The following is a 22,598-nucleotide window of genomic DNA, read 5'->3' as shown; positions in this document are numbered from 1 at the left end:
TGATGTACAGCAAAAGCTGGAGAATTCCGCGCTTTTCTGCAAGTTTTATCCCATAAATTATATCTATTCATGAAATGAATTGTCAAAATAGAGCGAAAATATCCTCTCTTATAGATTAAGTCATTAAAATATTCATTACCTTAATTGTTTATCTAATTAAATTAAACTTATGCTCTTTGTAGTACTGAACCAAAAACCTCCTAAACCAATGAAGTGTTCAGGAGGTCTTTAACTAGCTTTTCTTACGATTAAGACGGCTGCTCTAATGCTTCAGGTGTTTCACTGAACAGCTTTGCCTTCGGATTCGGCTGTGTCCAGGTATTATAATATTGCGAATTCTTGCCGTAAGAATTGTCAATGACAACATGCGGCATATCAAGCAGGCAGGCCAGAATGTGACCGTGCAGCCGTGAAGTGCGAACCTCGCGATATGAACTGAACAGCGTAACCGCCTTGTTCATGAGATGGTCGGTGTACTTGTACCAGAATGTACGGGTAGGCAACGGGCCACCAATTTTCTTATTCAGACGGTAAAACTTTTGGAAATAGACGATCCCCTTCACTTCCAGCGGAGTGAATAAAGTATCCCAGTCCAGACGGTGAGAGGCATCAGCCTCGTCATCGAATTTCTTTTGCCCCCCCACCGTTTCAATATCCGTACGCAGGAAGTACAGTACATCCTTCACGGTTTCCGTAGTTGGCTTTAATGGCCAAAGCTGGTGCGCCATATCAGGACATAATGTGATGTTGCACTGGTTCAGCTTATCCTTAGCCCACTGATAAGAGCGTGTATCCCGCACAAACATATGTAGATCGGGGTGAGCATTAAACAGGGCAGCCACCTCATTAGCCTTCTGTTCAGACTGGAAGTGGATCGTCTGCGGCATGATAACAATTCGGTGGTTAGGGAAATCACGAACGATGCGTTCTCGCAAATTTTGGTGATTTGAATATAAGTCTCCAAAGTTGCCACCACCGTGGCATACGATAATCCAGTCGCCCGGAATATGAAGCTGATCGGGAATATCCATGGCGCTATAACGGGCACGGACACGAATATCATTATCCTTAAAGAACGCTTCGGTGCCTTTCATGATCAGTACATCCCCACCGTTATTATAGACGGGATAATCGACATAAATAATATTCGAACCTTGAGGGACTACGTCGAGAATGACGCTTAGCTTATTTTTCAGTTTAGCCATGGGATGCGAATTCGGCATCTTTCAGTTCTCCCTTCCTGCGCTTCTTTTGTATAGTCTGTAAGACAAATGTAATATCACTTTTATCAAAAATGATCCGGGATAGCGGAACATTGAAAAACATGGGGAACGAGAACAGCGAGAACGCCAACCGTACACAAGCACCTACAAGCAGAGCAATAGCAATGCCGTCCAGACCGAAGATCGGTGTACAAATAAAAAACAGACCGACGGTGATCGCATAGGCTACAATTTGCCGGAACAGTACCAGTCCCGGACGACCGAGTGCGTTAAAGGCCGAAGCCAAAATCCATGAGCCACCACCAATGATACATTCCAGTGACAGCAGGTAGAACGTTAGCGACGCTTCCAGAAAAGCGGGACCGTACAGCAATCCCAGCATGTATCGTCCAATGAAGAGAGCCGGTACAATGACGATTAGCATCGCAGCCATAGAAATGCGAAAAGCACGACCCACCGTTTCGACAATTTTGCCGTGTTCCATCCCTGTCACCTTCGGGAAGGTTACATTAGTGACGGCATTTTGCACCACATTGAACACACGGGACAAGGCGTAGACAACAGAGTACAGACCGAACGCTTTGGGCGACAGCAGCGCCACAATGACGATTTTGTCCGTTTGTGTGGACAGCGTCCCCATCAACTCCATCCCATACACCCGTGCTCCATAGCTATAATAAGGGCGCAGCACTTGGCGGCTGGTCAACGGACGAAATGCGCGCAAATTCATATGCTTGCGCAAACGGAGGAACGCCCACATGAGCGCAAGGAAACTCGCAGCAAAATTCACTGCCCCCGCCAGTTGCACATTGAGTAAGCCCATCAGCCACAGGGTCACTAGACCGATGAAATTCAGTAACGGATAGTAAAACAACAGGCCGTTATATACGCTAAATCGATCCAGTCCTTGCGATAATGCCGTCGTGAGTGCTGTAAGCACCGCTAACGGTACTGCTGCCGCACAATAAATCTGCGACAGTTGGATGATGTCTGCACCATAGCCATTCAGCCACAACGGCATACATATCCAGGCCACCGCTCCCGCCAACAGACTGGCAGGCAACTGAATCCAGAGCGACAACGCCAGCAGTTCTTCCGTCGTGCCTGTTTTCTTCTTGAGGTTATAAATTAACGATGTTGGCAAGCCGAAGCTCAATACACTGCCGATCAGCGTAGGCCAGAACAGAACAGCCGCCAGTTCACCTTTCCCCTCTACTCCGAGCATACGTGCGGTCAGGATGGAAGTCAGGGTCGTGACGATTAGCACAAAAAAATTATTAAAGCTCGTGCGCATGATCGTTTTGGCGAGACTGTCACCCGTGAATACTTTCCTTGCTGCTGTCCATGTGCTCATGTTACGTCCAACTCCTGTTCCTTATTAAGCCTCTCGTCTCTATGCTCACATCGCGTCTTTTGACGCACCTCCATCAGCCCACCGTTTTTTTGGAATTGCGCTCAGACAACTGTCCTCCGCTAACAGGCTCCTTCGTACTTGAGAAAATCTCTTTCAGTGCTCTTCTATAGCCTTGAATGGCTTTATGATTTTTTTTGGGTCTTTCCCTCAAAATCTGATACAACGTCGTCCAATATAGTGCTGCATAACCGATCGGCCCAGCCCCCTCGTCACGCAGTAGATGAATATGATTCATCACCCGCATATAAGTAACCTGTTCCATATTGTCGCGCGAGGATGGCGATTCGTGATGAAGCAGTGTAAGCGCCGGATTAATATACAATGGACCGCTTTTCATGGCGATACGGGAAAGTAATAAATCCTCGCCGACGCTATAGCTTTGCAACCAAGGTACCGGCTCCAGACTTAGAATCGCATCACGGCGAAATGACATATTACAACCATGAAAAAACTGGGTCTTAAACGTCTTCTTGGCCTTATGCCAGTTGTACATCGAGCCAGACTGACCGCTGAGGGACAATCTTCCTTTGGACAAGGATTGCTGGAACGAAAGCAAGCAGCGAATCGTACCCATGAAACTGTTATTCATTCCCTGTGCTATGCCTCCAACACCAGCTGCCTGCGGATACGCCTCATAGGTGCGCATTAACTCATTCAAGTAGTTGCTCGGCAGCTCAACATCATCGTCAAGGAACAAAATGATGTCACCTTGGGCAAGCTCCACCGTCTTTACACGTGATAACCATAGTCCGGGTTGCTCCTTACGATGATATCGGTAGGCAATTCCCGCTCTGCCCAACTGACGCTCATAACGTTCCAGCACATGCTTTGGCAGTTTTCCGTCATCAATAATCCACAGCTCGGTTTCACATGCCTCTGGTGCTCCCCCCATGGCAATTGAATTGATGCATCGGGTCAGATCGTCAACCCGATTGCGGGTGCACAGAGCAATGGACAAGCTTAACATCATACTCCCCCTTTATCCTGTCAATGTGTATAAAGCAGATTACTGAACCGCCGGGCCTAAATATTCGTTATATTTTTGCTTACGCGGGTTCAGAATGAACAACACCCCCTGCTTGTATCCATCTGCTGCGTTAAAATTACGGCGCAGCGTTTCTTTGAGCATCAAGTAGGTTAAGGTCCATAAAAGAGCTCCATACTGGATAAATCCCGCCTTTTTCAGGGCAAGAAAATAATAGTGGTTAATTGCTGTCGCCTTGGCTACTTTGCCCGCCTTATCGCGCGAGCTTGGAGATTCATGATGGATGATTTTTAAGTCAGGATTAATCACCAGTTTGCCGTAACGGCTCGCTAACTGGCACATGTACAAGTCGTCAGCCACCGCATAGCTGGTCATCCACGGATACGGCTTCATGTCCCGAAGCGCATCCCTCCGAAATGACATATTGCAGCCATGGAAAAATTCAGTGTCAAAAGTCTCAGTTGCTTCGCTCCAACGCAGCAAAGAACCTGCCAGACTACTGGGTGAGAGCTTGCCAAGGGAAGAAGACATCTGAAAAGTCAAAACGCCAAGCAGCTTTCCTGCCCGGCTTGAATGTAGTCCCTTTGCAATCCCTCCAACACCTACAATCGTTTCATCCTGTTCGTAGGTATCGAGCAAGCGCCGGATATAGAGTTTATCGTCCAGTTCAGCATCATCGTCAAAATACAGCACAATATCATACCGTACGAGAGACAAGGCCTCATAGCGGGATAACCAAACGCCGGGACGACTTTTTTTATAATATTTGAGAACACCTTGAGGCAATCCGGATACCATGTGACGGTACTGTTCAATCTGTTGGTCGGAAATATCGCCGTCATCAACAATCAGCAGTTCTACAGCTGTATGCTCCAATTGCTGTTGTGCAGCAATAGATTGTATACAGCGTGTCAGGTCTTCGATCCGGTTGCGGGTACAAATGATGATGGAGACATCGGACATGCCATTACCTCCTGTGTGTGTATCCAGATGCTTTGGAAGAGATATTCAAAGTTTTTCCAATTGCTGGATTATATATGTTTATTGTATCTTTGACAGCGTTTGAGTGTATATACCTCTTTTGTATACTTTTTCAGTCTCCAAAAGGGTAGACAATCCTCAAAAAAGAGCAAAAAAAATAGGATCGGCCTCTTGCGCCAATCCTAATCTATCCTTGAAAATCCAAAAATAATGTCGCATTCACATACCGACGCGCCATCGACAAAAAATAACTATTTTGCACCGATACCGCTGCTACCAGCAAAGTATTACGCACTGCTTCACACTGGTTGGGGGTCAAGTGCTGTAAACGACAAGTATATTGATCTGCAGCCTGTACCAGCAGTTCTTCTGTCGCAGCTTCCTGCCGCTTCTGTCCTGTAGCAGAATTTCCGTTGTCTTTGGCATACCCTGCTCCTGTCACATCAAGCAGTTGGTCTCCGTTCGCATCCAGTTCTTCAAATAAAGTTGAATATGCAGCGTACAAATCGACCGGCTGAATCAGATCATCCGTATCATCTTCAGGCTGTTGGAACAGGATATAAAATAGCTGACGGATGGACTCAAAATCAAGACATGATTTTAAATCTTCCACGATAAGCAATATGGCTGCCTGGTTGACTGAGTATTTTTTGCCGATCTTCGGAGCGCCGAGAAACTCCTTAAAATCACGTTTGACCCAATTTTGCATAGAGGCGAGTGAGACATGACTATATTCCACCAGTTGGCCTAGAGAAACAATTTCCTGCAGCGAAAAGGCTGCGCTGTGCTTGCCCTTGATGATTTTGTCCAGCACAGGCGTCACTTCGGTATATAGAAATGTCGGCATGGTGCTACCGGAACGGGCAAGATGGCTATGAGTGCGCCTCCAAGCGTCTTGGAGAACAGCCAAAGGCTGCAAATCGCTGCGACCTTCCATGGCCAGCAGCAAATGGGCCATATCACGGCGAGTGAGGGTAAAAGACTCCATCTGCTTTCCTCCCTTTGTTACATTTCAAGTTCATTCGAACTCATCATACGCCCTTAAACTAGGCTTGTAAAGTGAAGCAATGAGCCGTGCGGGTTCTATTATGCCTTATTTTTCGTGTAAATTAGAGGTAGGTGACCTGCTACGATTCCATATGAACCTTGTATATTTTCTTTTAAGTTCTTAAAATAAGTTCAAGTGAACTCAAAACAGAGTTCCTTAAAAAATTGAACGAAAAAGGGATGAGTGAAAATTATATGGGTATAGGTGTCAGTCTATTTTTGTTTGCGGTGTTGATTTTATTTAGTGCTTTCTTCGTGGCTACCGAGTTTGCGATTATTAAAATCCGTTCCAGCCGGGTAGATCAGCTGGTCGTGGAGAACCGTAAAAACGCACTGGCGCTACAAAAAGTCGTCAATAATCTGGACGGCTACCTGTCCGCCTGTCAGCTTGGTATTACGATTACAGCGTTAGGACTCGGTTGGCTCGGTGAACCGACTGTAGTCAAATTGCTGGAGCCTCTCTTTCAACAGCTCAACATCAATGGGGAGTTTTCACATATCCTGGCCTTTATTATTTCATTTGTCATTGTAACTTACCTGCACGTGGTAATCGGGGAACTGGCTCCCAAAACATTGGCGATCCGCAAAGCGGAAGCTGTCAGCTTGTTAACCTCTCCAGTCATCGTGTGGTTTAACCGGATTATGTATCCGTTTATCTGGCTCCTTAACGGCTCGGCCAATCGCCTGGTTCGTCTGTTTGGTCTTCAACCGGCTAGTGAGCATGAAGAAGCGCACTCTCAGGAAGAAATTCAGATCATTTTGTCCGAAAGCGTGGAAAGTGGTAAGATCAATAACACCGAATATGGCTACGTGAATCGTATCTTCGCTTTTGACGAGACCGTTGCCAAAGAAATTATGGTGCCACGTACAGATATGGTATGCTTGTTTACGAATCGCTCGCTCAAAGAAAACATGCAGACTATTCACGAAGAACAGTATACCCGTTTTCCGGTAGCGACAGACAGCAAGGATCAGATCATTGGTATGATTAATACCAAGCAGCTATTCCTTGAGTATGATCGCAATCCCGAGCTTGTTTTCGATAGCCTGATTCAACCGATCCTGACCGTTCCGGAAGTTATTCCCGTCAACACGCTACTGAAACGTATGCAGAAGGAGCAGGTTCATATCGCTCTCCTGGTCGATGAATATGGTGGAACCTCTGGTCTGATTACCATTGAGGACATTTTGGAGGAGATTGTTGGCGAAATCCGGGACGAATTTGATAAGGATGAACGGAAGGAAATCGAGAAACTGACGGAGAACAGTTATTTGATGGATGGTAAAGTGATGCTTTCCGATCTGAGTGATCTGACGGGCTTGGCATTGGACGATGAAGACGTGGATACTGTCGGAGGGTGGGTGTATAGCCGGGTTCCGGAACCGAGACAGGGCAAGGAATTCATAGAAGATGATGTGAAATTTATCATTCGTGAAATGGGTAAAAATCGTATTCGTCGGGTGGAGATTATTTTACACCACAAACCCCCGATCTCGGAAATGGAGTCGGACACTTCTTCCCAGGAGTGAACCTTTGTGATCTGAGCGACCAGCATACTGCACTTGGCACTTGCGTTCACTCCTACTGAAATGACATATTTTTAGGGCAAACGACTCAGGTTGTTTGCCCTACATGCGTGTAAGGAGGAGCTAATAAATTGGATATTTTATCATCTATTATTATGGGGATTATTGAAGGGCTGACAGAGTTTTTGCCGGTCTCTTCGACGGGTCACATGATTCTTACGGCTGATCTTCTAGGGTTGAACACCGAGAATGATACGGTCAAAACATTTGAGGTTATCGTACAATTAGGTGCTGTGATGGCGGTCGTTGTATTATACTGGCGCAGGTTCCTCAGCCTGTTTGATTTCAGACGCAAAATCTCATCCCAGCCACGTCTAAACCTGTTACATATTATTTTAGCCATGATCCCTGCGGGATTAATTGGTGTACTGTTCCGTGATGTAATCAAGCAATACTTGTTTGGTCCTGAAACGGTTTTGTACAGTTTGGTCATCGGGGGCTTGCTCATGATCGCGGCTGAAAAATTCCATCCGCCTATTAGATCACATACGTTGGATGAGATCACGTACAAACAAGCCTTTACCATCGGTGTGTTTCAAGTCCTAGCTCTGTGGCCAGGCTTCTCTCGTTCAGGCTCAACTATGTCTGGGGGCCTATTTGCACGTGTAAGCCATACAGCAGCCGCAGAATTTACATTCCTCGTATCTGTTCCAGTCATGCTGGGTGCATCAGGGATTGATATGATTAAAAGTATGGATCATCTGTCTATGAGTGATTTCCCGGTGTTCGCAGCCGGCTTTATTACTTCATTTATCGTCGGTATGCTGGCAATCAAAACGTTCCTCGGTCTGCTCAAACGCTTGAGCTTGACTACGTTTGCCATCTATCGTTTCGTGCTGGCAGCTGTGTTCTTTTTTATTATTTTGTAATCATTGTTTGGTATCCTACAACCAAAAAGGGATATCCAAGTGGCCTTAAGGTCAGCCTTGGATATCCCTTTTGCTATTTCGCTGCTTGGGTAGATCATCCTGATCTAGATCTACCATGCGTACTGATTACTGTTTAGATTCCAGCGTAGTCAGATATTCCGAAACTTGAGCTGGCGTTTTGGCGTATTTGCTGTGCAAATGAGCAATTTTCTCGCCATTACGGAACACGAGCAGGCTCGGAATGCCACGTACTTGATTTTCTTCGGCAATCGGCTGGAAGTTCTCGGCATCCAGCGCAAAGAAACGCTTATCCGCGTTCTCCTTCATAATGCCGTCCATAAATTTATCCAGCGTCTTGCAATCTGGACACCAGCTGGTATCAAATTTCACGACAGTTAGACCGTCACCATTAATTAAATCCTGATATTGCTGCTCAGATTCGATGCGTTCCATTTATTGGTCCCTCCTAGAGTGAATTGATAATATCTTCACATTCACATATGAATGATAAATCAGGCTTATTCCTATATTGTAATGATTCTTGTATATATTGCAACTGGAATGAGTACATGTTCGAGCGTATACTTCACTTATCCTACTATGGCTCGGGTCAGCGGTATTGCGCGTCATAACGATTGGCTCGACTGATTTGCTGTAGCGTCTCTCGCTCGTGCTCAGTTAGCGGTACAATATCTGCTGCAGAAATATTATGCTCCAATTGTCCCAAAGAGCTTGCACCCGGAATCACAGCAGCGACAGCCGTATGGGACAGGCTATAACGGATTGCCGTCTGCTCCATACTACGCTCCGGTCCTGCAAATGCCTTTAATTGCTTGCGCACGTCCAGTAGCTCTGCTTCTTCGTAGTCTAGGTATCCCTTCGCTGCCTTTTCTTCCCCCTTGTCAGCCAATACACCGCTCGCCACGGGTCCACGTGCAATCACACTAATTCCCCGCTCCTGCAGCAAAGACAATACTTCTTCCTCTGCACGCCGGTCTAGTAAACTATACTGATTCATAACACTAACGATATTCGAGCGTTCCACATATTCACGGATAACATGCGGGCGAATGGAGGAAATACCATAGTAGCGGATGACACCCTCCTGCTGCAGTTGCTCGAAAGCCTCAATGGTTTCATCGATCGGATCGTTAATCGTCCCTCCGTGCAACTGATACAGGTCGATATAGTCCGTTCCCAGGCGGCGCAGACTCTCTTTAACGGCGGACAGGATATATTTCTTGGACGGGTCCCATCCCCAGCCCTCCTGTCCCGGTATACGCCGATTGCCGACCTTGGTCGCCAGGATAACATCCTGTCGCCGTCCACGGATGGCTGCCCCCACAATTTCTTCATTGCGTCCATGCTGGTACAAATCGGCCGTATCCAACAGATTTACACCCCTGTCTAACGCTTCATGAATCAAGTAAACGGCTTGCTGCTCCTCCGTACCGACCGACATACATCCCAAGCCAATCTCACCTACCAGCAAATCCGAAGATCCCAGGCGGTTTTTCTTCATTGTTGTCTCCCCCTTACGTTCGTTATTATGTAACATCAGATATTGGATATTTCTTTATTATACGTATTCAAGCGGCCCATACCAAACTTGAACCGGCTCATTAGTACGGAGGTAAATTCATCCAGTAAAAAAATAAAACGTTTTGGGCTCTTCAATCCATCCTTATCTATAGATGCCCATGAACCGGCCGGACATGGCAGATAAAAAAGGGAGGTCCGCATGGAAGACAAAGAACTTGCAGAGTCCGCATGCCAAGGGGATGAGGATGCATTTTTCACCTTGATCACCAGACACAACCGACGACTCTACGGCATTGCATACAGCTACCTGCGTAATGAAGCAGATGCACTGGATATGCTTCAAGAAGCCACTTACCGTGCATGGTCCCAATGCAGCAAATTGAGGGATCCCGCGGCGCTGATTCCATGGATCATCCGTATTCTGATGAACTGCTGTATGGAAGAACTCAAGCGGCAAAAACGGCGCCGTTCCCAGATTCCTGTTCTTGTCACGGAAGGGGTTGCCGAAATGGTAAGTGACAGCAAGCTGGACATGCAGCAAGCCCTGAGCCGCCTTAAACCCAAATATCGGCAAGCCCTCCTGCTGAGATATTACGATGACATGACCGTACCCGAAATTGCGAAGGTACTTGGCAGATCAGAAGGAACCATCAAGACCTGGCTGCATCAAGGGCTGAAGCAGCTGCGGCACAAAATCCATCATGGAGGTGAAATACAGCATGGCTGATCAAGAGGAGTTGTGGTTCAAGCAGCAGGTACAGGAGGCCAAACAAGCTGCCCAACAAGTGTCTGCCGAAGCGATGAATCTGGCTATGCGGCGTGGTATACAGCGGGCTAATAGAGATAAACCCCTTCGGGGCACAGGATTTTGGTCCATACCTGCAGGCAGGCTAAAAATTATAGCCGTTGTTCTGCTCGCCTTGTGTATCGGGGGCGGAATCTGGGGAACCTGGCATTGGCTGACACCGCAAACGGCGACAAAGCCGGTGCAACGACACCATGAAATCCCGACTTATGTAAGTCGTCTTTTCGGTGAGCAGGACAACTTTACACTCGCGCTTCAGCAAGCAGTAGCACATGATATCTATTGGCCAGTAGAACAAAGCTTTATATCCGGAGATTATAAGGTAACCATTGATGGAATGGCTGCGGATAGCCAGCGGATTATTATTTTATATACGGCTGAAAATAAAGGCTCCAAATCCCCCTTGCAGCTGCAAAGCAATGTCAAACCACGGCTGCTTGGTTCGGATGGCAAGCCGTTAGATGGTTCCTTTACTTGGGATACCCGCAGCAAGGCTGGTCCTGATCAGACCGTGGTCTCCAACGTTATGGTCTTTGATTTTGAACAGCCGGGGCAAATCCCCAACGCACTAACCTTGTCCGCAGTCTGGCAGGCTCAGGCCCGGCAAGGTTCTTCTGTCAAGCCCCAGGCAGAACACTTTAGCATTCCCTTGACTTTGAAGCCAGGACCGGATGCTGCACTGCGCGAAGTGAAAGATCTCAACCGGGACATTGCCGTCGAAGACCAGCATATCGAGCTGCGGCGGCTCATCAGGACACCGTTAAGAACGGATGTGGAGATTCGCTTTAAACCTACAGGGGGACGGGAGATTATAGATACGGATCTTTTTATGAGTCTGGTTTCCAGCCAAGTTAACCGTTCTGCCCATCCATCCTATGAAAACCTACTGAAATACGATCGCACCATTACGACCAAGCAAGGACAAATCTATTACTTTACAAGCAGCTTTTTCTCAGAGCATAAACAGATTTGGCTCAATATTAGTAGCCTTCGATTGAAACCGGATAAAAGCGTATTTATTACTCTTAATACGATAACCAAAACAATCGTTAAATCTCCGGATAAACACATTAAACTCGATCAATATATTAATAATCCGACACATCAGCGACTTCGTTTGTATTTAAGATACCAGTTTACGGAAAACTCAGGCGGCCTCTATTTTCGAATGGCAAATACGTTCATTGACGGCAGGGGACAGCGACATATACTGGCTGATGCAGGTACCGGCCTGGACGGATTTGTAATCTCAAACCATGAGCAGTATCCGCAGCCACTTACTTTTGAGATCGTGGATTATGGAGGACATTCCCGGGGATTTCCGCAGCCTCTGGAAATTCAGATACGTTAAATCAGCCACTCATCCGAATGCTATCTAAATAAACGCCAAAGGATCGAGATGCCATATCTCTTCCTTTGGCGTTTATGATTAAAAACCAATCTTAAAACATTATTCAAGCAACCACTTAACGGCACGGGGAAACTGGTGCCGAAAGTGATCTATGTGGTGCACGGCTCCCTCAACTTTGATCAGTCGTACCTCACGTTCCGTAAAACCATGCGCAAGCAGCACCTCGTGTGCCTGGAGGGTCAACGGTACCATGTCTTTTTGCACATTCGTCTTCCCTTCGCCCTCACGGGTCCCGACAGAGATGTATACACGATGTGTCCCAGCCATTACAGTGGCAAATGATGCAGATTGCATATAATTGATCATACCGGGAAACCAATACGAACCCGAGATCGAACCAATACGTCCAAATATATGCTGATAACGGAAGGCTGCATACATGGAAATCAGTCCACCCAACGAAGCACCAATCATCCCTGTATGCTCCAACCCAGTTTGCACTGGATATTTTGCCTCGACGTATGGCATTACTTTTGTAACTACAAACGTCAGATACGCATCTCCGCCACCGCCAAAAGCAGGTCTTCCCTCTACTAAAGCAGCTGCCTCCCAAGGCGTATAATCATCCAGCCGATTCACAGGCTGAATGCCCACCAGCATTACACGGGGCAGCTCTCCCGTAGAAAAACCTCTTTCCAGCTCATCCAACCCGCTTAGAAATAAAGAGCTGCCATCCTGTACATACAGCACAGGATACAGCTCATTATGATTCACAGATACGGGAGGTGTATAGATGTGCACAAGATACCCATCTAATGAAATTTCATCTACATGACCTTTCATCCTACATAGTCCCCCATGATGTAAATGTATGCATTACAGTGCAGCATCTATTTCCTTGATCATTTCAGATACGGATTCCAGACCATTACCTGACAGGTACCAGTAGTTAGGATCCAGGTATACAATATGACCGTTTTTATATGCATTGGTTTTCTTCACCAGTTCATTCTCAATGGTTTGTTTACCTGTAACCTGTTCCTTGCCTTCCTCGACCACTACAGCCCCACGGTCAACGACAAAAATATAATCTGGATTTTTTTGCTGTACATATTCAAAAGAAACCTTTTGTCCATGCGTCGATACTTTAATGCCAGGATCTACAGGAGTTACGCCAAAAGCATCATGAATGATACCAAAGCGGGATTGTGAGCCGTATGCACTCAGGCTTCCTTCATTTGTCAGTACGATCAATCCTTTAGCCTTGCTCGCTACAGCCTTGTCATGTACAGCCTTAATGGAGCTATCAATCGCAGCCAGTTCCTGTTTGGCAGCTTCCTCTTTGTCGAAGATTTGCCCCAGCGTTTCAACGTTTTTCTTAAAGGAATTGATATAATCCTTGGTGTCTACAGCCATCGAAATCGTGGGTGCAATTTTGCTCAACTCTTTATATGCATCAGCTTGTCTGCCACCAATGATGATCAGTTCAGGAGAGAGATCACTGATTTTCTCGTAATCCGGCTCAAACAGCGTGCCCGCACTTGCATATTTGGAATCTTTATATTTGTTCAAATACGTAGGAAGATCCTGCTGCGCTACCGCCGCAACGTCTACGCCCAGCTTATCGAGCGTATCCAATGAACCAAAATCAAAAACAACGACATTCTTCGGATTGACTTTGACTTGGACCGGGTTTTCATCCAGTGCGTGTTTGACCGATACAGTTTTGAATTCCGTTGTTGCAGTTGAGGAGCCATCGCCAGTCGCTTCCTGTGTTGCCGGAGCCGCTTTGCCACAGGCCGATACGATCAGTACCAGTGCAAGCATCAGTGTTAATAACATCAAATTTTTCTTCATTTTACATTCCCCCTAAGTGAAGTACACACAAATTTTATGATCACCGATCTGTTGAATCGGAATATCCATATCGTACAAATCCTTTAATACCTGACTATCTATCATCTCGTCAGCCGTTCCTTGTTTCAGCAATCTGCCATTCTTCATCCCGACAATATGGTCCGAATAGCAGGAAGCAAAGTTAATGTCGTGAAGCACCACCAGAATCGTTTTGCCCAGATCATCCACTAAATTGCGCAGCGTCTTCATAATCTGAACCGAATGCTTCATATCCAAATTGTTCAGCGGCTCATCCAGCAGTATGTATTCCGTGTCCTGTGCCAGAATCATAGCAATAAACGCCCGCTGCCGCTGTCCCCCACTGAGCAAATCAATATGCTTGTCCTTCATATCCTCCAGTCCCATGTAGGCCATAGACTGCTCCACCATTTTGCGATCCTCGCTGTTCAATCTGCCCTTGGAATACGGAAAACGGCCGAAGCTGACCAGCTCCTTCACGGTTAAGCGGATGTTGACATCATTGGTCTGTTTTAAAATGGATATCTTCCGGGCTAGCTCCTCACTTTTGGTCAGGCTCACGGCCTGTCCGTCAATGAGGATTTCTCCCTCATCACTATCTGTTAGGCGACTGATCATCGACAACAAGGTGCTTTTCCCAGCGCCGTTAGGTCCAATAAAGGAGGTAATGGTGCCTTTAGGTATAGTGACGGACACCTGCTCCACCACATTTTTATTCCCGTAGCGTTTGGTTACGTTTTTGACTTCTACCATGATTTATTCTCCCGCAGCAAAAGGTACAGGAAGTACACCCCCCCGATAAAGTTAATAATGACGCTGACTGTTGTCGATAAATCGAATACTCTTTCCGCCAGCAGTTGGCATCCTGCCAACGCAATGACACTGACACAAATGGAGGCCGGGATAATATAACGGTGCTGATACGTCTTCATCACCTGATAAGCCACATTGGCCACAATTAATCCGAGAAACGTGATCGGTCCAACAAGTGCCGTAGATATGGAGATGAGAATCGCTACAATAATCAGCAATCTTTTGATGATATAACTGTAAGGGAGACCTAAATTAATCGCATGCTCCCGTCCGAGCGACAGCACGTCCAGGTACTTAATAAATCTCCACGCATAAGCAAATACGAGCACAAGCACGAATACAGAAAGCCATAACAGTTCGGTGTTTACATTACTAAAGCTGGCGAAGCTCTTGTCCTGAATTTTCGCAAATTCGTTCGGATCAATCAGTACCTCCATAAAGGTAGACAGACTGTTAAACAGCGTCCCGAACACCAGACCGATCAGCAGAAGTACATAAATACCCCGTCCATCCTTGCGGAAAATTAACTTGTATAGCAATCCCGCGAACAACACCATCATCCCCACTGACAGCAAAAAGTTTAATTCTTTGCTGGTCGAAATCAATGGGACGGAACCCAATGCAAAAATAATCGTCGTCTGAATCAGCATATACAGTGAATCCAGCCCGATAATACCCGGAGTCAAAATCTTATTATTCGTAACCGTCTGGAAAATAACGGTCGCAAAAGCAATGGAGCCACCTGTCAGAATGAAAGCTGCGACCTTTTTCAATCGTCGCGGCAACGCGTAATGCCAGGTGTGCGGAAGATCGATAAACACAAAAGCAGCAATCAACACAAGCGCGGCAGCGGCTAATATTCCGATTTTTAATTTAGGATTCATAAGCCCTTCTCCTCAGCAGCAAATACAAGAACAACGCGCTCCCGATCACACCAACCGTAAGCCCTACAGAAATTTCATATGGGTAAATGATCACCCGTCCCAAAATATCGCAAAACAGCACAAAAACGGCGCCCAAGATCGCTGTATGAGCCAGGCTCTTTTTCAGATTATCCCCCATGTACATACTGACCAGATTGGGTACAACCAGCCCCAAAAAGGGAATTGTCCCGACGGTTAAGATGACAACAGAGGACACCAAAGCCACGATCACCAAACCCACATTGACGGTGCGCTTGTAATGTACGCCCAAGTTGGCTGCAAAATCCTCACCCATACCTGCAATTGTAAAACGATTCGCATATATGTACGCCAACGCAACCAAAGGAACACTAAGATACAGCATCTCGTAGCGGCCACTCATGATTAGAGAAAAATCCCCCTGCATCCACGAAGAAATGCCCTGGATCAGATTATATTTGTAGGCAAAAAAAGTCGTCACCGAATTTAAAATGCCCCCAAACATCAGACCAACAAGCGGGATAAATACCGGGTCCTTGAAACGGATTTTATCCAATATCTTCATGAAAATCAGCGTTCCCCCTAGAGCAAATCCAAAAGCCGTCAGCATCTTCGTCCAAAATCCCGCCGTTCCAAACACCATAATGGCCATCAGCACACCTAATCGTGCCGCATCCATCGTCCCTGCGGTGGTGGGCGAAACAAACCGATTCCGGGTAAGCTGCTGCATAATCAGCCCGCAGATACTCATACTCGCCCCTGCGATAATGATGCTGATCAAACGTGGAAATCTGCTAATCAGGAGCACCTGCGCTTGATCGTTGGTTAAGTGGAACAAATCAAGTGGAGTCACATCATGAACACCGATGAACACCGAGGCGAAGGCCAGTACCAGAAAAGCTAATATTAAATAGCGCAATTTCATCTCTAACTAAGGGAGCCTGTCCAATAACTCGTACCAAGCTTCGGCCCTGTCCTCCCCTCCAATAATGATAATCATTATCAAAAACAACTAGGATAAATTATAGCAGTGATATTGTATCTGTCAAATTCTTTGAATTGTTTTAAGCATGACCAAACAGCCGTGCGATAACCAGTGAGCAAATACGAGCAAAATCCAGTAAACTAGAAAGAGAGCCCGTGAGTCCAGCTATATTTAGTTGTGAAAGCATATAGGAGGAAAAAGATGAACCGCATATTAATCGTTGAAGATGATTTAGCTTTGAGTAATGGCATTACTCTCGCTCTTAAAGGACCTAACAACGAATTTGTGCAAACACATGACCTTAGTACTTCAAAAGAACAATTGGCAAGCGCTGCTTTTGACCTAGTGATTCTTGATCTAAATTTGCCAGATGGAAACGGACTAGATTTTTTAACCGATATTCGTAAAACAACAACTTTGCCGGTCATTATTTTAACTGCACATGATATGGAAACAGATATTGTAACTGGTTTGGAATTGGGCGCCGATGACTATATCACTAAGCCCTTCAGTCTGATGGTATTAAGGGCACGAGTAGACGTCCAGTTAAAAAAGAACAAGCGTATTCTTGCAGAAACCATTCAGATAGATGCTTTTTCTTTTTCATTTGATAAGATGGCGTTTGCTAAAAAGGGTACACCTGTGGAGCTAAGCAAAACGGAGCAGAAATTGCTTCGCCTCTTAATTGATCATCGTGGGAAGATCATTACCCGTGATCATTTGGTAGACAGCATCTGGACAGATGGCGCTGAGTATGTGGGCGAAAATGCCTTGTCAGTCACCATAAAAAGGCTACGTGACAAGCTGGAGGACCTTCCTTCCTCTCCTCAGTACATTAAGACTGTGTACGGTATCGGATACACTTGGGCGGTGAAATGAATGACGACCCTGAATTATGCGTGTTTTGGAATTGCTATTACTGCTCTTTTCATAGCCGGGGTTACCATTCTTCTCTATCGTAAGAACGTACATAAAACAATGAAGACTATGGATCATATGATTGAAACTGCAATTAGTGGCGAGTTTTCAGAGCGTGTTTTTGACGAATCCGTCTTATCAGCAGTAGAGGCCAAGCTTGCGCAATTTCTTTCCATTTGCTCCGTTTCCTCGAAAAATTTGTTGGCAGAAAAAAATAAAATAAACGAGCTCATTTCTGACATCTCGCATCAAACGAAAACACCTATTGCTAACATCATCCTCTACTCACAACTGCTTAATGAATATGATTTGCCACCGGAAGGCTCCACTTGTGTAAAGGCTTTATCCACACAAGCCGAAAAGCTTCATTTCCTGATCCATTCCTTAGTAAAAACATCACGGCTTGAAACAGGGATTATTAAATTGTCGTCAAGGCAGGAGTCAGTTCAGAAGCTACTAACTACTGCACTGGAACAAATTATGCCGAAGGCAAACGCTAAAGGGATTTCGATTACTATGGAGAGTAAAGAAGAAATCCAGGCCTGTTTTGATTTAAAATGGACGGTTGAGGCGATCTATAATATTTTGGACAACGCCGTCAAATATACAGAAATTAGCGGGAATATATTCATTAAAGTGAGTGCTTATGATTTATTCTGCCGAATTGATATTACTGATAATGGCATTGGGATTGCTGAGGAAGAACACAGTAAGATTTTCAAGCGCTTCTATCGGTCACAAACTGTAATCTCGCAAGAAGGTGTCGGGATTGGACTATTTTTAGCAAGAGAAATTGTTTCGGCTGGGGGCGGATACATCAAACTATGGTCACGCCGAGGCCGTGGTTCCACCTTCTCGATTTTTCTCCCCATAGACAAGTAATTCTTACAACACTGTTAGATTTCAGAAAGATTGTAGAAAGATTGATATGGTAAAGTCTGTATTGCGAAGTATTGGTGTACAGACTATTTTTCATGGAGGAGAAATGAATGACTCTGTTAAAAACTCAGGAGTTGAAGAAGTATTATGGTAACGGGGATACCGCTGTTCATGCCCTAGATGGAGTGAACCTGGAGGTGGAAAGCGGAGAATTTGTGGCCATTGTCGGTACGTCCGGGAGCGGCAAATCTACCCTTCTCCATATGCTGGGTGGACTTGATCGTCCGACAAGTGGAAACGTTACGATTGACGGTAAAGATATTTTCACATTGAAAGATGAAGAATTGACTATATTTCGCAGACGAAAAATTGGCTTCGTATTTCAAAATTACAACCTAGTGCCTGTTTTAAATGTCTACGAAAATATTGTGCTTCCGATTGAACTGGATGGTAAAGAACCGGACAAAACCCACATAGATAAAATTGTACATACCTTGGGTCTGGACCAAAAGTTGAATAACCTGCCCAACAATCTATCGGGGGGCCAGCAGCAGCGCGTAGCTATCGCCAGAGCATTGGCAGCAAAACCTGCAATTGTTTTAGCAGACGAACCCACCGGGAACCTGGACAGTAAAACCAGTCTGGATGTGATGGGGCTGATCAAAGTATCCAGTCAACAGTTCCGCCAAACGATGGTGATGATCACGCACAACGAGGAAATTGCCCAAATGGCAGACCGGATTATTCGGATTGAGGACGGTAAAATGGTCGGTGGTGAAGGCAAATGATTCAGGTTAGAAATAAAAAAACGATCCGTAATCTGGCAGATAAGAGCTTCAAAGTAAACAAAGCCCGTAACCTCTTTGCCATTGTTGCCATAGCTCTCACTTCATTGTTATTTACAACGTTGTACACCTTGGGGCTCGGTGCTGTTGAAAACTTACAACGGGCAACTATGCGACAGTCCGGTGGAGATGGACATGCCGTACTTAAATATATAACGGATGATGAATTTAATCATGTCAAGGATCATCCATTGATCAAGGAAATTGCTTATAACCGTATATTAAGCGACGGAGTTAAAAACGATAAATTTCTAAAACGTCACACAGAGTTCTGGTATTACGATGATGTAGGGTTGAAGCTCGGTTTAATTGAACTTAATGCGGGGCACAAGCCTGTGGCGAAAAACGAAGTGATTGCAGACTCCAAGACGTTGCAGCTATTGGATGTTCCACTGAAAATTGGAGCACCTTTGAGGCTAAAGCTTGATATACGAGGTAAAGAAGTACAGCGTGATTTTGTCCTCTCTGGCTGGTGGAAAAGCGATCCTGTGTTTAGCGCAGGACAAATATTGGCCTCCAGATCCTATGTGGATGCTCATGCCAAGGAATTACAAAGCAACTATAAAAAAGATCACTTCCATACAGGAACCATTAGTGCATATATGATGTTCGACAACAGCCTTGATTTGCGAGGAAAGCTCAATAAAGTGATTACCGAAAGCGGTTATTCACTTGACGAAGATGCACCGAACTATATCGCGAATAATGTAAATTGGGCATACATCTCGACTAATTTTAGTTTAGATACAGAGACAATCATAGCGTTAACTTCTGCCCTGTTACTGATCATGTTTACCGGTTATTTGATTATATATAATATTTTCCAAATATCAGTGATGCGAGATATCCGTTTTTACGGTCTCTTAAAGACGATCGGTACAAACCGCAAGCAGATACGCCGGATTATTCGCAGACAAGCACTGATTCTATCAGCGCTAGGAATCCCGATCGGATTGATAGCAGGTTTTTTTGTCGGTAAATCGCTCGTGCCTTTTATCATAAATATGAGTATATATAACGGTACCGAGGTATCGGTATCCCCCAACCCATGGATTTTTATAGGATCGGCTTTGTTCGCACTCATTACCGTAATGATCAGCACTTTCAAGCCAGGCAGAGTTGCCTCGTCCGTATCGCCGGTAGAAGCAGTCAGATACACAGGTGGAGTAAACAAGAACAATGGTAAGCTGAAAAAATCAACCGGAGGTGCAAAAATCCACCTCATGGCTCGTTCCAATTTGGGGCGTAATAAAAAACGCACCGTTTTAGTGGTTATAAGTCTTTCTTTAAGCTTGGTCCTTCTGAACACTGCCTTCACACTATCTCGGAGCTTTGATATGGATAAATTTTTAGCCAAATTTAATGATACCGATTTTCTCATTGCTCATGCCGAATATTTCCAGGTTCCCAGCAGTTTTAGTGGGCAAGAAAATGGGACCACCGAAAGTTTTATTAAGGCTGTACAGGCACAACCAGGCTTTGAAGAAGGCGGCCGATTGTACGGTGACCCAACAGCTTTCACGGCTGAGAATACAAAGGGAATTACGGATGATACCCAGAACACTGACGCTCACGGCAACTTCCTTGTAGACGTGTATGGGCTGGAAGATTTGCCCCTACATCGACTGCAATTGATTGATGGTGAGCTTGATTTTAAGAAACTAGCTTCCGGTAAGTATATCCTGGAGGGAGTCGAACTGAACGACAACGACAAGCCTTACATGGAAAGCATTCATCATAAAGTGGGGGAGAACGTTACATTGCATAGTTATGCAGGAACAGCAGATGCTCCACTGAATACAGAGGATATAGCACATAAGTTTACAGTACTTGGCCATGTCGGTATCAAATCCACCAATTCGAATCGCCTTTCGAGCTATAATAGCTTCTACCTCCCGGCAGAAATATACAAATCACTTGTAAAAGAGCCTGCTGTGATGAGCTACGCCTTTAATGTATCCTCAAATCAGGAAGCGTCAATGCAGAGCTTTTTGAAGCGCTACACTGAAGCAATCGAACCGATGATGAACTACGAATCCAAAATTACATCAAGGGACGCTTTATCAGGTATGCAAACCACTGTTGAGTTGATCGGTGGCACGCTTAGCTTGATTATTGGTCTGATTGGTATCCTGAACTTTATTAATGCAATTTTAACCAGCATACTGACCCGACGTAAAGAATTTGCTATGCTACAGAGCATGGGCATGACCAAACGGCAGCTGCGGGGAATGCTGATTTATGAAGGACTGTATTATATTTGCGCCACCAGCCTGACCTCTATTCTATTGGCAGTCTTATTTTCTCTTTTGATTGTAAAACCGTTTTGCAGCTTGCTATGGCTTTTAAGCTATCACTTTATACTTTGGCCACTTCTAGCCTCATTGCCTTTACTGTTATTGCTTGGGATACTTATTCCAGTAGCAGTCTATTCTATGAACAACAAACAAAGTATTGTAGAGCGACTTCGAGAATCAGAGTAGATGCACTTAAAATATGAAAGTAAAATACCCATGAGCGCCAAAAAAGATGACTCCTGATCCATTCAGAGGTCATCTTTTTATGCCTAGAAAGGTATTTTTGTCTGAACGCCTACACTTCCCACTCTTCCCGCAGTAGCCCCATTCGGATCGAATCATAATACTTTCCATTATAATATCTGCACTTGCGAAGCCTGGCTTCGAGGGTCATGCCCAGCTTCTCCCCGACCTTCATCATCCGATGGTTTCCTGACCAGGTTGTAAAGCCTACTCTTACTAGGGCCTGTACGCAAACCTATTTGAGCCATAAACGAATTGAAAGCAGCGTCAAAAAAGCCATGAACATGTTCGCTGTTTTTTCATAGCGAGTGGCCAAGCGTCGATAGTTTTTTACTTTGTTGAAAAAGCATTCAATTAAGTGTCGCTCTTTATACGTTTCAGAATCTAACGGGCGCTTTACCCGCCGATTGCGTTTGCTTGGGATAACCGGAGTGATCGCTCGGCTTTGCAAAAGCTCCAGAATGGCATTGGTATCGTAGGCGCGATCAGCCAACACTTCGCCCGGGCAGAAGTCCAGTTCATGAAGAAGGCGATAGCCGGTGACAGAATCGTGGTCTTGTCCTGGCGTCAATTCGAAACGCAGCGGATAGCCGAGCGCATCCACCATCGCATGAATTTTGGTAGTTAATCCTCCGCGCGAACGTCCGATTGCTTGCCGGTCCTGCCCCCTTTTGCGCCCGCTCCATGTTGATGGACGCGGACGATGGTGGCATCGACCATGACCTGCTCCCAATCCGGCTCGATGGCGACATGCTTCAGTATTTCACCCCAAATATTCGCTTTTTGTAGCCGCCAGAAAAAGCTGTAGGCTGAAGACCAAGGGCCATAGTAACTCGGTAAATCCCGCCATGGCGCGCCCGTTCGAGCAACCCAAAGCACGGCATTGAGCATCTGGCGCCGATCCTTGGGCGGACGTCCTCCCTGTTTTTTTCGGGCTGGGGGCAACAGGGGGTCAACTATATTCCATTCTTCATCCGTTAACTCGTATCTTCGTCTCATGTGCCTTATTTTACTAGATTTCTACGAGTTGTACAGTT

At 45.6% G+C, this 22,598-nt stretch carries 20 protein-coding genes and 2 pseudogenes; 8 read left to right on the top strand and 14 right to left on the bottom strand.

Going from position 1 to position 22,598, the window contains the following annotated elements:
• Positions 1–248: 248 nt before the first annotated feature.
• The 5 genes from C0638_RS11875 to C0638_RS11855 all read right to left on the bottom strand — a co-directional run bounded on the left by C0638_RS11875 (position 249) and on the right by C0638_RS11855 (position 5,591).
• Positions 249–1,223, bottom strand: a complete 975-nt coding sequence (locus tag C0638_RS11875; RefSeq protein WP_040102847.1) for a polysaccharide pyruvyl transferase family protein — start codon at positions 1,221–1,223, stop codon at positions 249–251.
• Complete coding sequence (locus C0638_RS11870; RefSeq protein ID WP_102163506.1) at positions 1,198–2,577, bottom strand: lipopolysaccharide biosynthesis protein; 1,380 nt, start codon at positions 2,575–2,577, stop codon at positions 1,198–1,200. The genes C0638_RS11875 and C0638_RS11870 overlap by 26 nt, the downstream gene beginning before the upstream one ends.
• A 73-nt stretch (positions 2,578–2,650) precedes the next feature.
• Entirely contained in the window at positions 2,651–3,604 is a 954-nt protein-coding gene (locus C0638_RS11865; protein ID WP_102163504.1) for a glycosyltransferase family 2 protein, read from the bottom strand.
• 39 nt (positions 3,605–3,643) lie between these two features.
• Positions 3,644–4,585 (bottom strand): glycosyltransferase family 2 protein, encoded by a 942-nt coding sequence (locus C0638_RS11860; RefSeq protein WP_016820344.1) that lies wholly within the window; start codon positions 4,583–4,585, stop codon positions 3,644–3,646.
• A gap of 205 nt (positions 4,586–4,790) precedes the next feature.
• Positions 4,791–5,591, bottom strand: coding sequence for a DUF1836 domain-containing protein (locus C0638_RS11855; RefSeq protein WP_040102844.1), 801 nt, complete (start codon positions 5,589–5,591; stop codon positions 4,791–4,793).
• 224 nt (positions 5,592–5,815) lie between these two features.
• Here C0638_RS11855 and C0638_RS11850 point away from each other — a divergent pair, with 224 nt between their 5' ends.
• Together C0638_RS11850 and bacA are read left to right on the top strand one after the other, a co-directional pair.
• Positions 5,816–7,180 carry a hemolysin family protein gene (locus tag C0638_RS11850; RefSeq protein ID WP_102163502.1) on the top strand — a complete coding sequence of 455 codons (1,365 nt, stop codon included), beginning with the start codon at positions 5,816–5,818 and terminating at the stop codon, positions 7,178–7,180.
• Between the two features lie 128 nt (positions 7,181–7,308).
• The gene (bacA, locus tag C0638_RS11845; protein ID WP_082689652.1) at positions 7,309–8,106 is read left to right on the top strand and encodes an undecaprenyl-diphosphate phosphatase; all 798 of its coding nucleotides are present in this window, start codon (positions 7,309–7,311) and stop codon (positions 8,104–8,106) included.
• Between the two features lie 126 nt (positions 8,107–8,232).
• Here bacA and C0638_RS11840 read toward each other — a convergent pair whose 3' ends face one another.
• On the bottom strand, positions 8,233–8,559 hold the full coding sequence (locus C0638_RS11840; protein WP_058711503.1) for a thioredoxin family protein: 327 nt from the start codon (positions 8,557–8,559) through the stop codon (positions 8,233–8,235).
• 157 nt (positions 8,560–8,716) lie between these two features.
• Positions 8,717–9,628, bottom strand: coding sequence for an aldo/keto reductase (locus tag C0638_RS11835; protein WP_058711504.1), 912 nt, complete (start codon positions 9,626–9,628; stop codon positions 8,717–8,719).
• Between the two features lie 219 nt (positions 9,629–9,847).
• On the opposite strand from C0638_RS11835, the gene C0638_RS11830 reads away from it, so the two are divergent.
• Positions 9,848–10,375 carry an RNA polymerase sigma factor gene (locus C0638_RS11830; protein WP_058711505.1) on the top strand — a complete coding sequence of 176 codons (528 nt, stop codon included), beginning with the start codon at positions 9,848–9,850 and terminating at the stop codon, positions 10,373–10,375.
• A complete protein-coding gene (locus C0638_RS11825; RefSeq protein WP_058711506.1) occupies positions 10,368–11,804 on the top strand; it encodes a DUF4179 domain-containing protein in 1,437 nt (478 codons plus the stop codon). The genes C0638_RS11830 and C0638_RS11825 overlap by 8 nt, the downstream gene beginning before the upstream one ends.
• A gap of 99 nt (positions 11,805–11,903) precedes the next feature.
• Here C0638_RS11825 and C0638_RS11820 read toward each other — a convergent pair whose 3' ends face one another.
• The 5 genes from C0638_RS11820 to C0638_RS11800 are packed head-to-tail and all read right to left on the bottom strand — an operon-like array spanning position 11,904 to position 16,319.
• On the bottom strand, positions 11,904–12,647 hold the full coding sequence (locus tag C0638_RS11820; protein ID WP_058711507.1) for an alpha/beta hydrolase: 744 nt from the start codon (positions 12,645–12,647) through the stop codon (positions 11,904–11,906).
• A 33-nt stretch (positions 12,648–12,680) separates the two neighbouring features.
• Positions 12,681–13,661, bottom strand: a complete 981-nt coding sequence (locus C0638_RS11815) for a siderophore ABC transporter substrate-binding protein (RefSeq protein ID WP_058711508.1) — start codon at positions 13,659–13,661, stop codon at positions 12,681–12,683.
• Positions 13,662–13,673: 12 nt separating this feature from the next.
• Positions 13,674–14,432: an iron ABC transporter ATP-binding protein gene (locus C0638_RS11810; RefSeq protein WP_013373133.1), complete on the bottom strand. Its 759-nt coding sequence runs from the start codon at positions 14,430–14,432 to the stop codon at positions 13,674–13,676.
• The gene (locus C0638_RS11805; RefSeq protein ID WP_044786281.1) at positions 14,426–15,376 is read right to left on the bottom strand and encodes an iron chelate uptake ABC transporter family permease subunit; all 951 of its coding nucleotides are present in this window, start codon (positions 15,374–15,376) and stop codon (positions 14,426–14,428) included. The genes C0638_RS11810 and C0638_RS11805 overlap by 7 nt, the downstream gene beginning before the upstream one ends.
• Entirely contained in the window at positions 15,366–16,319 is a 954-nt protein-coding gene (locus tag C0638_RS11800; protein ID WP_058711509.1) for an ABC transporter permease, read from the bottom strand. Before C0638_RS11800 ends, C0638_RS11805 begins: the two co-directional genes overlap by 11 nt.
• Before the next feature lie 261 nt (positions 16,320–16,580).
• On the opposite strand from C0638_RS11800, the gene C0638_RS11795 reads away from it, so the two are divergent.
• From C0638_RS11795 to C0638_RS11780, 4 genes are all read left to right on the top strand, one after another.
• A complete protein-coding gene (locus C0638_RS11795) occupies positions 16,581–17,258 on the top strand; it encodes a response regulator transcription factor (protein WP_058711510.1) in 678 nt (225 codons plus the stop codon).
• Positions 17,259–18,179 carry a sensor histidine kinase gene (locus C0638_RS11790; protein ID WP_058711511.1) on the top strand — a complete coding sequence of 307 codons (921 nt, stop codon included), beginning with the start codon at positions 17,259–17,261 and terminating at the stop codon, positions 18,177–18,179. It abuts the gene before it with no gap.
• Positions 18,180–18,286: 107 nt separating this feature from the next.
• Entirely contained in the window at positions 18,287–18,964 is a 678-nt protein-coding gene (locus tag C0638_RS11785) for an ABC transporter ATP-binding protein (RefSeq protein ID WP_058711512.1), read from the top strand.
• A complete protein-coding gene (locus C0638_RS11780) occupies positions 18,961–21,504 on the top strand; it encodes an ABC transporter permease (RefSeq protein WP_058711513.1) in 2,544 nt (847 codons plus the stop codon). The genes C0638_RS11785 and C0638_RS11780 overlap by 4 nt, the downstream gene beginning before the upstream one ends.
• A gap of 109 nt (positions 21,505–21,613) precedes the next feature.
• Here C0638_RS11780 and C0638_RS11775 read toward each other — a convergent pair.
• Together C0638_RS11775 and C0638_RS11770 are read right to left on the bottom strand one after the other, a co-directional pair.
• Positions 21,614–21,781, bottom strand: a pseudogene (locus tag C0638_RS11775) (GNAT family N-acetyltransferase); the annotation flags it as partial.
• A gap of 15 nt (positions 21,782–21,796) precedes the next feature.
• Positions 21,797–22,560 (bottom strand): annotated as a pseudogene (locus C0638_RS11770) (IS5 family transposase).
• Positions 22,561–22,598: the final 38 nt, after the last annotated feature.

It is taken from the genome of Paenibacillus sp. lzh-N1, from assembly GCF_002872435.1.
In the GTDB taxonomy this organism is placed as follows: Bacteria; Bacillota; Bacilli; order Paenibacillales; family Paenibacillaceae; genus Paenibacillus; species Paenibacillus polymyxa_C.
Note: the sequence above shows the minus strand (reverse complement) of the source record. Positions and strands in the feature narration are given on the sequence as shown.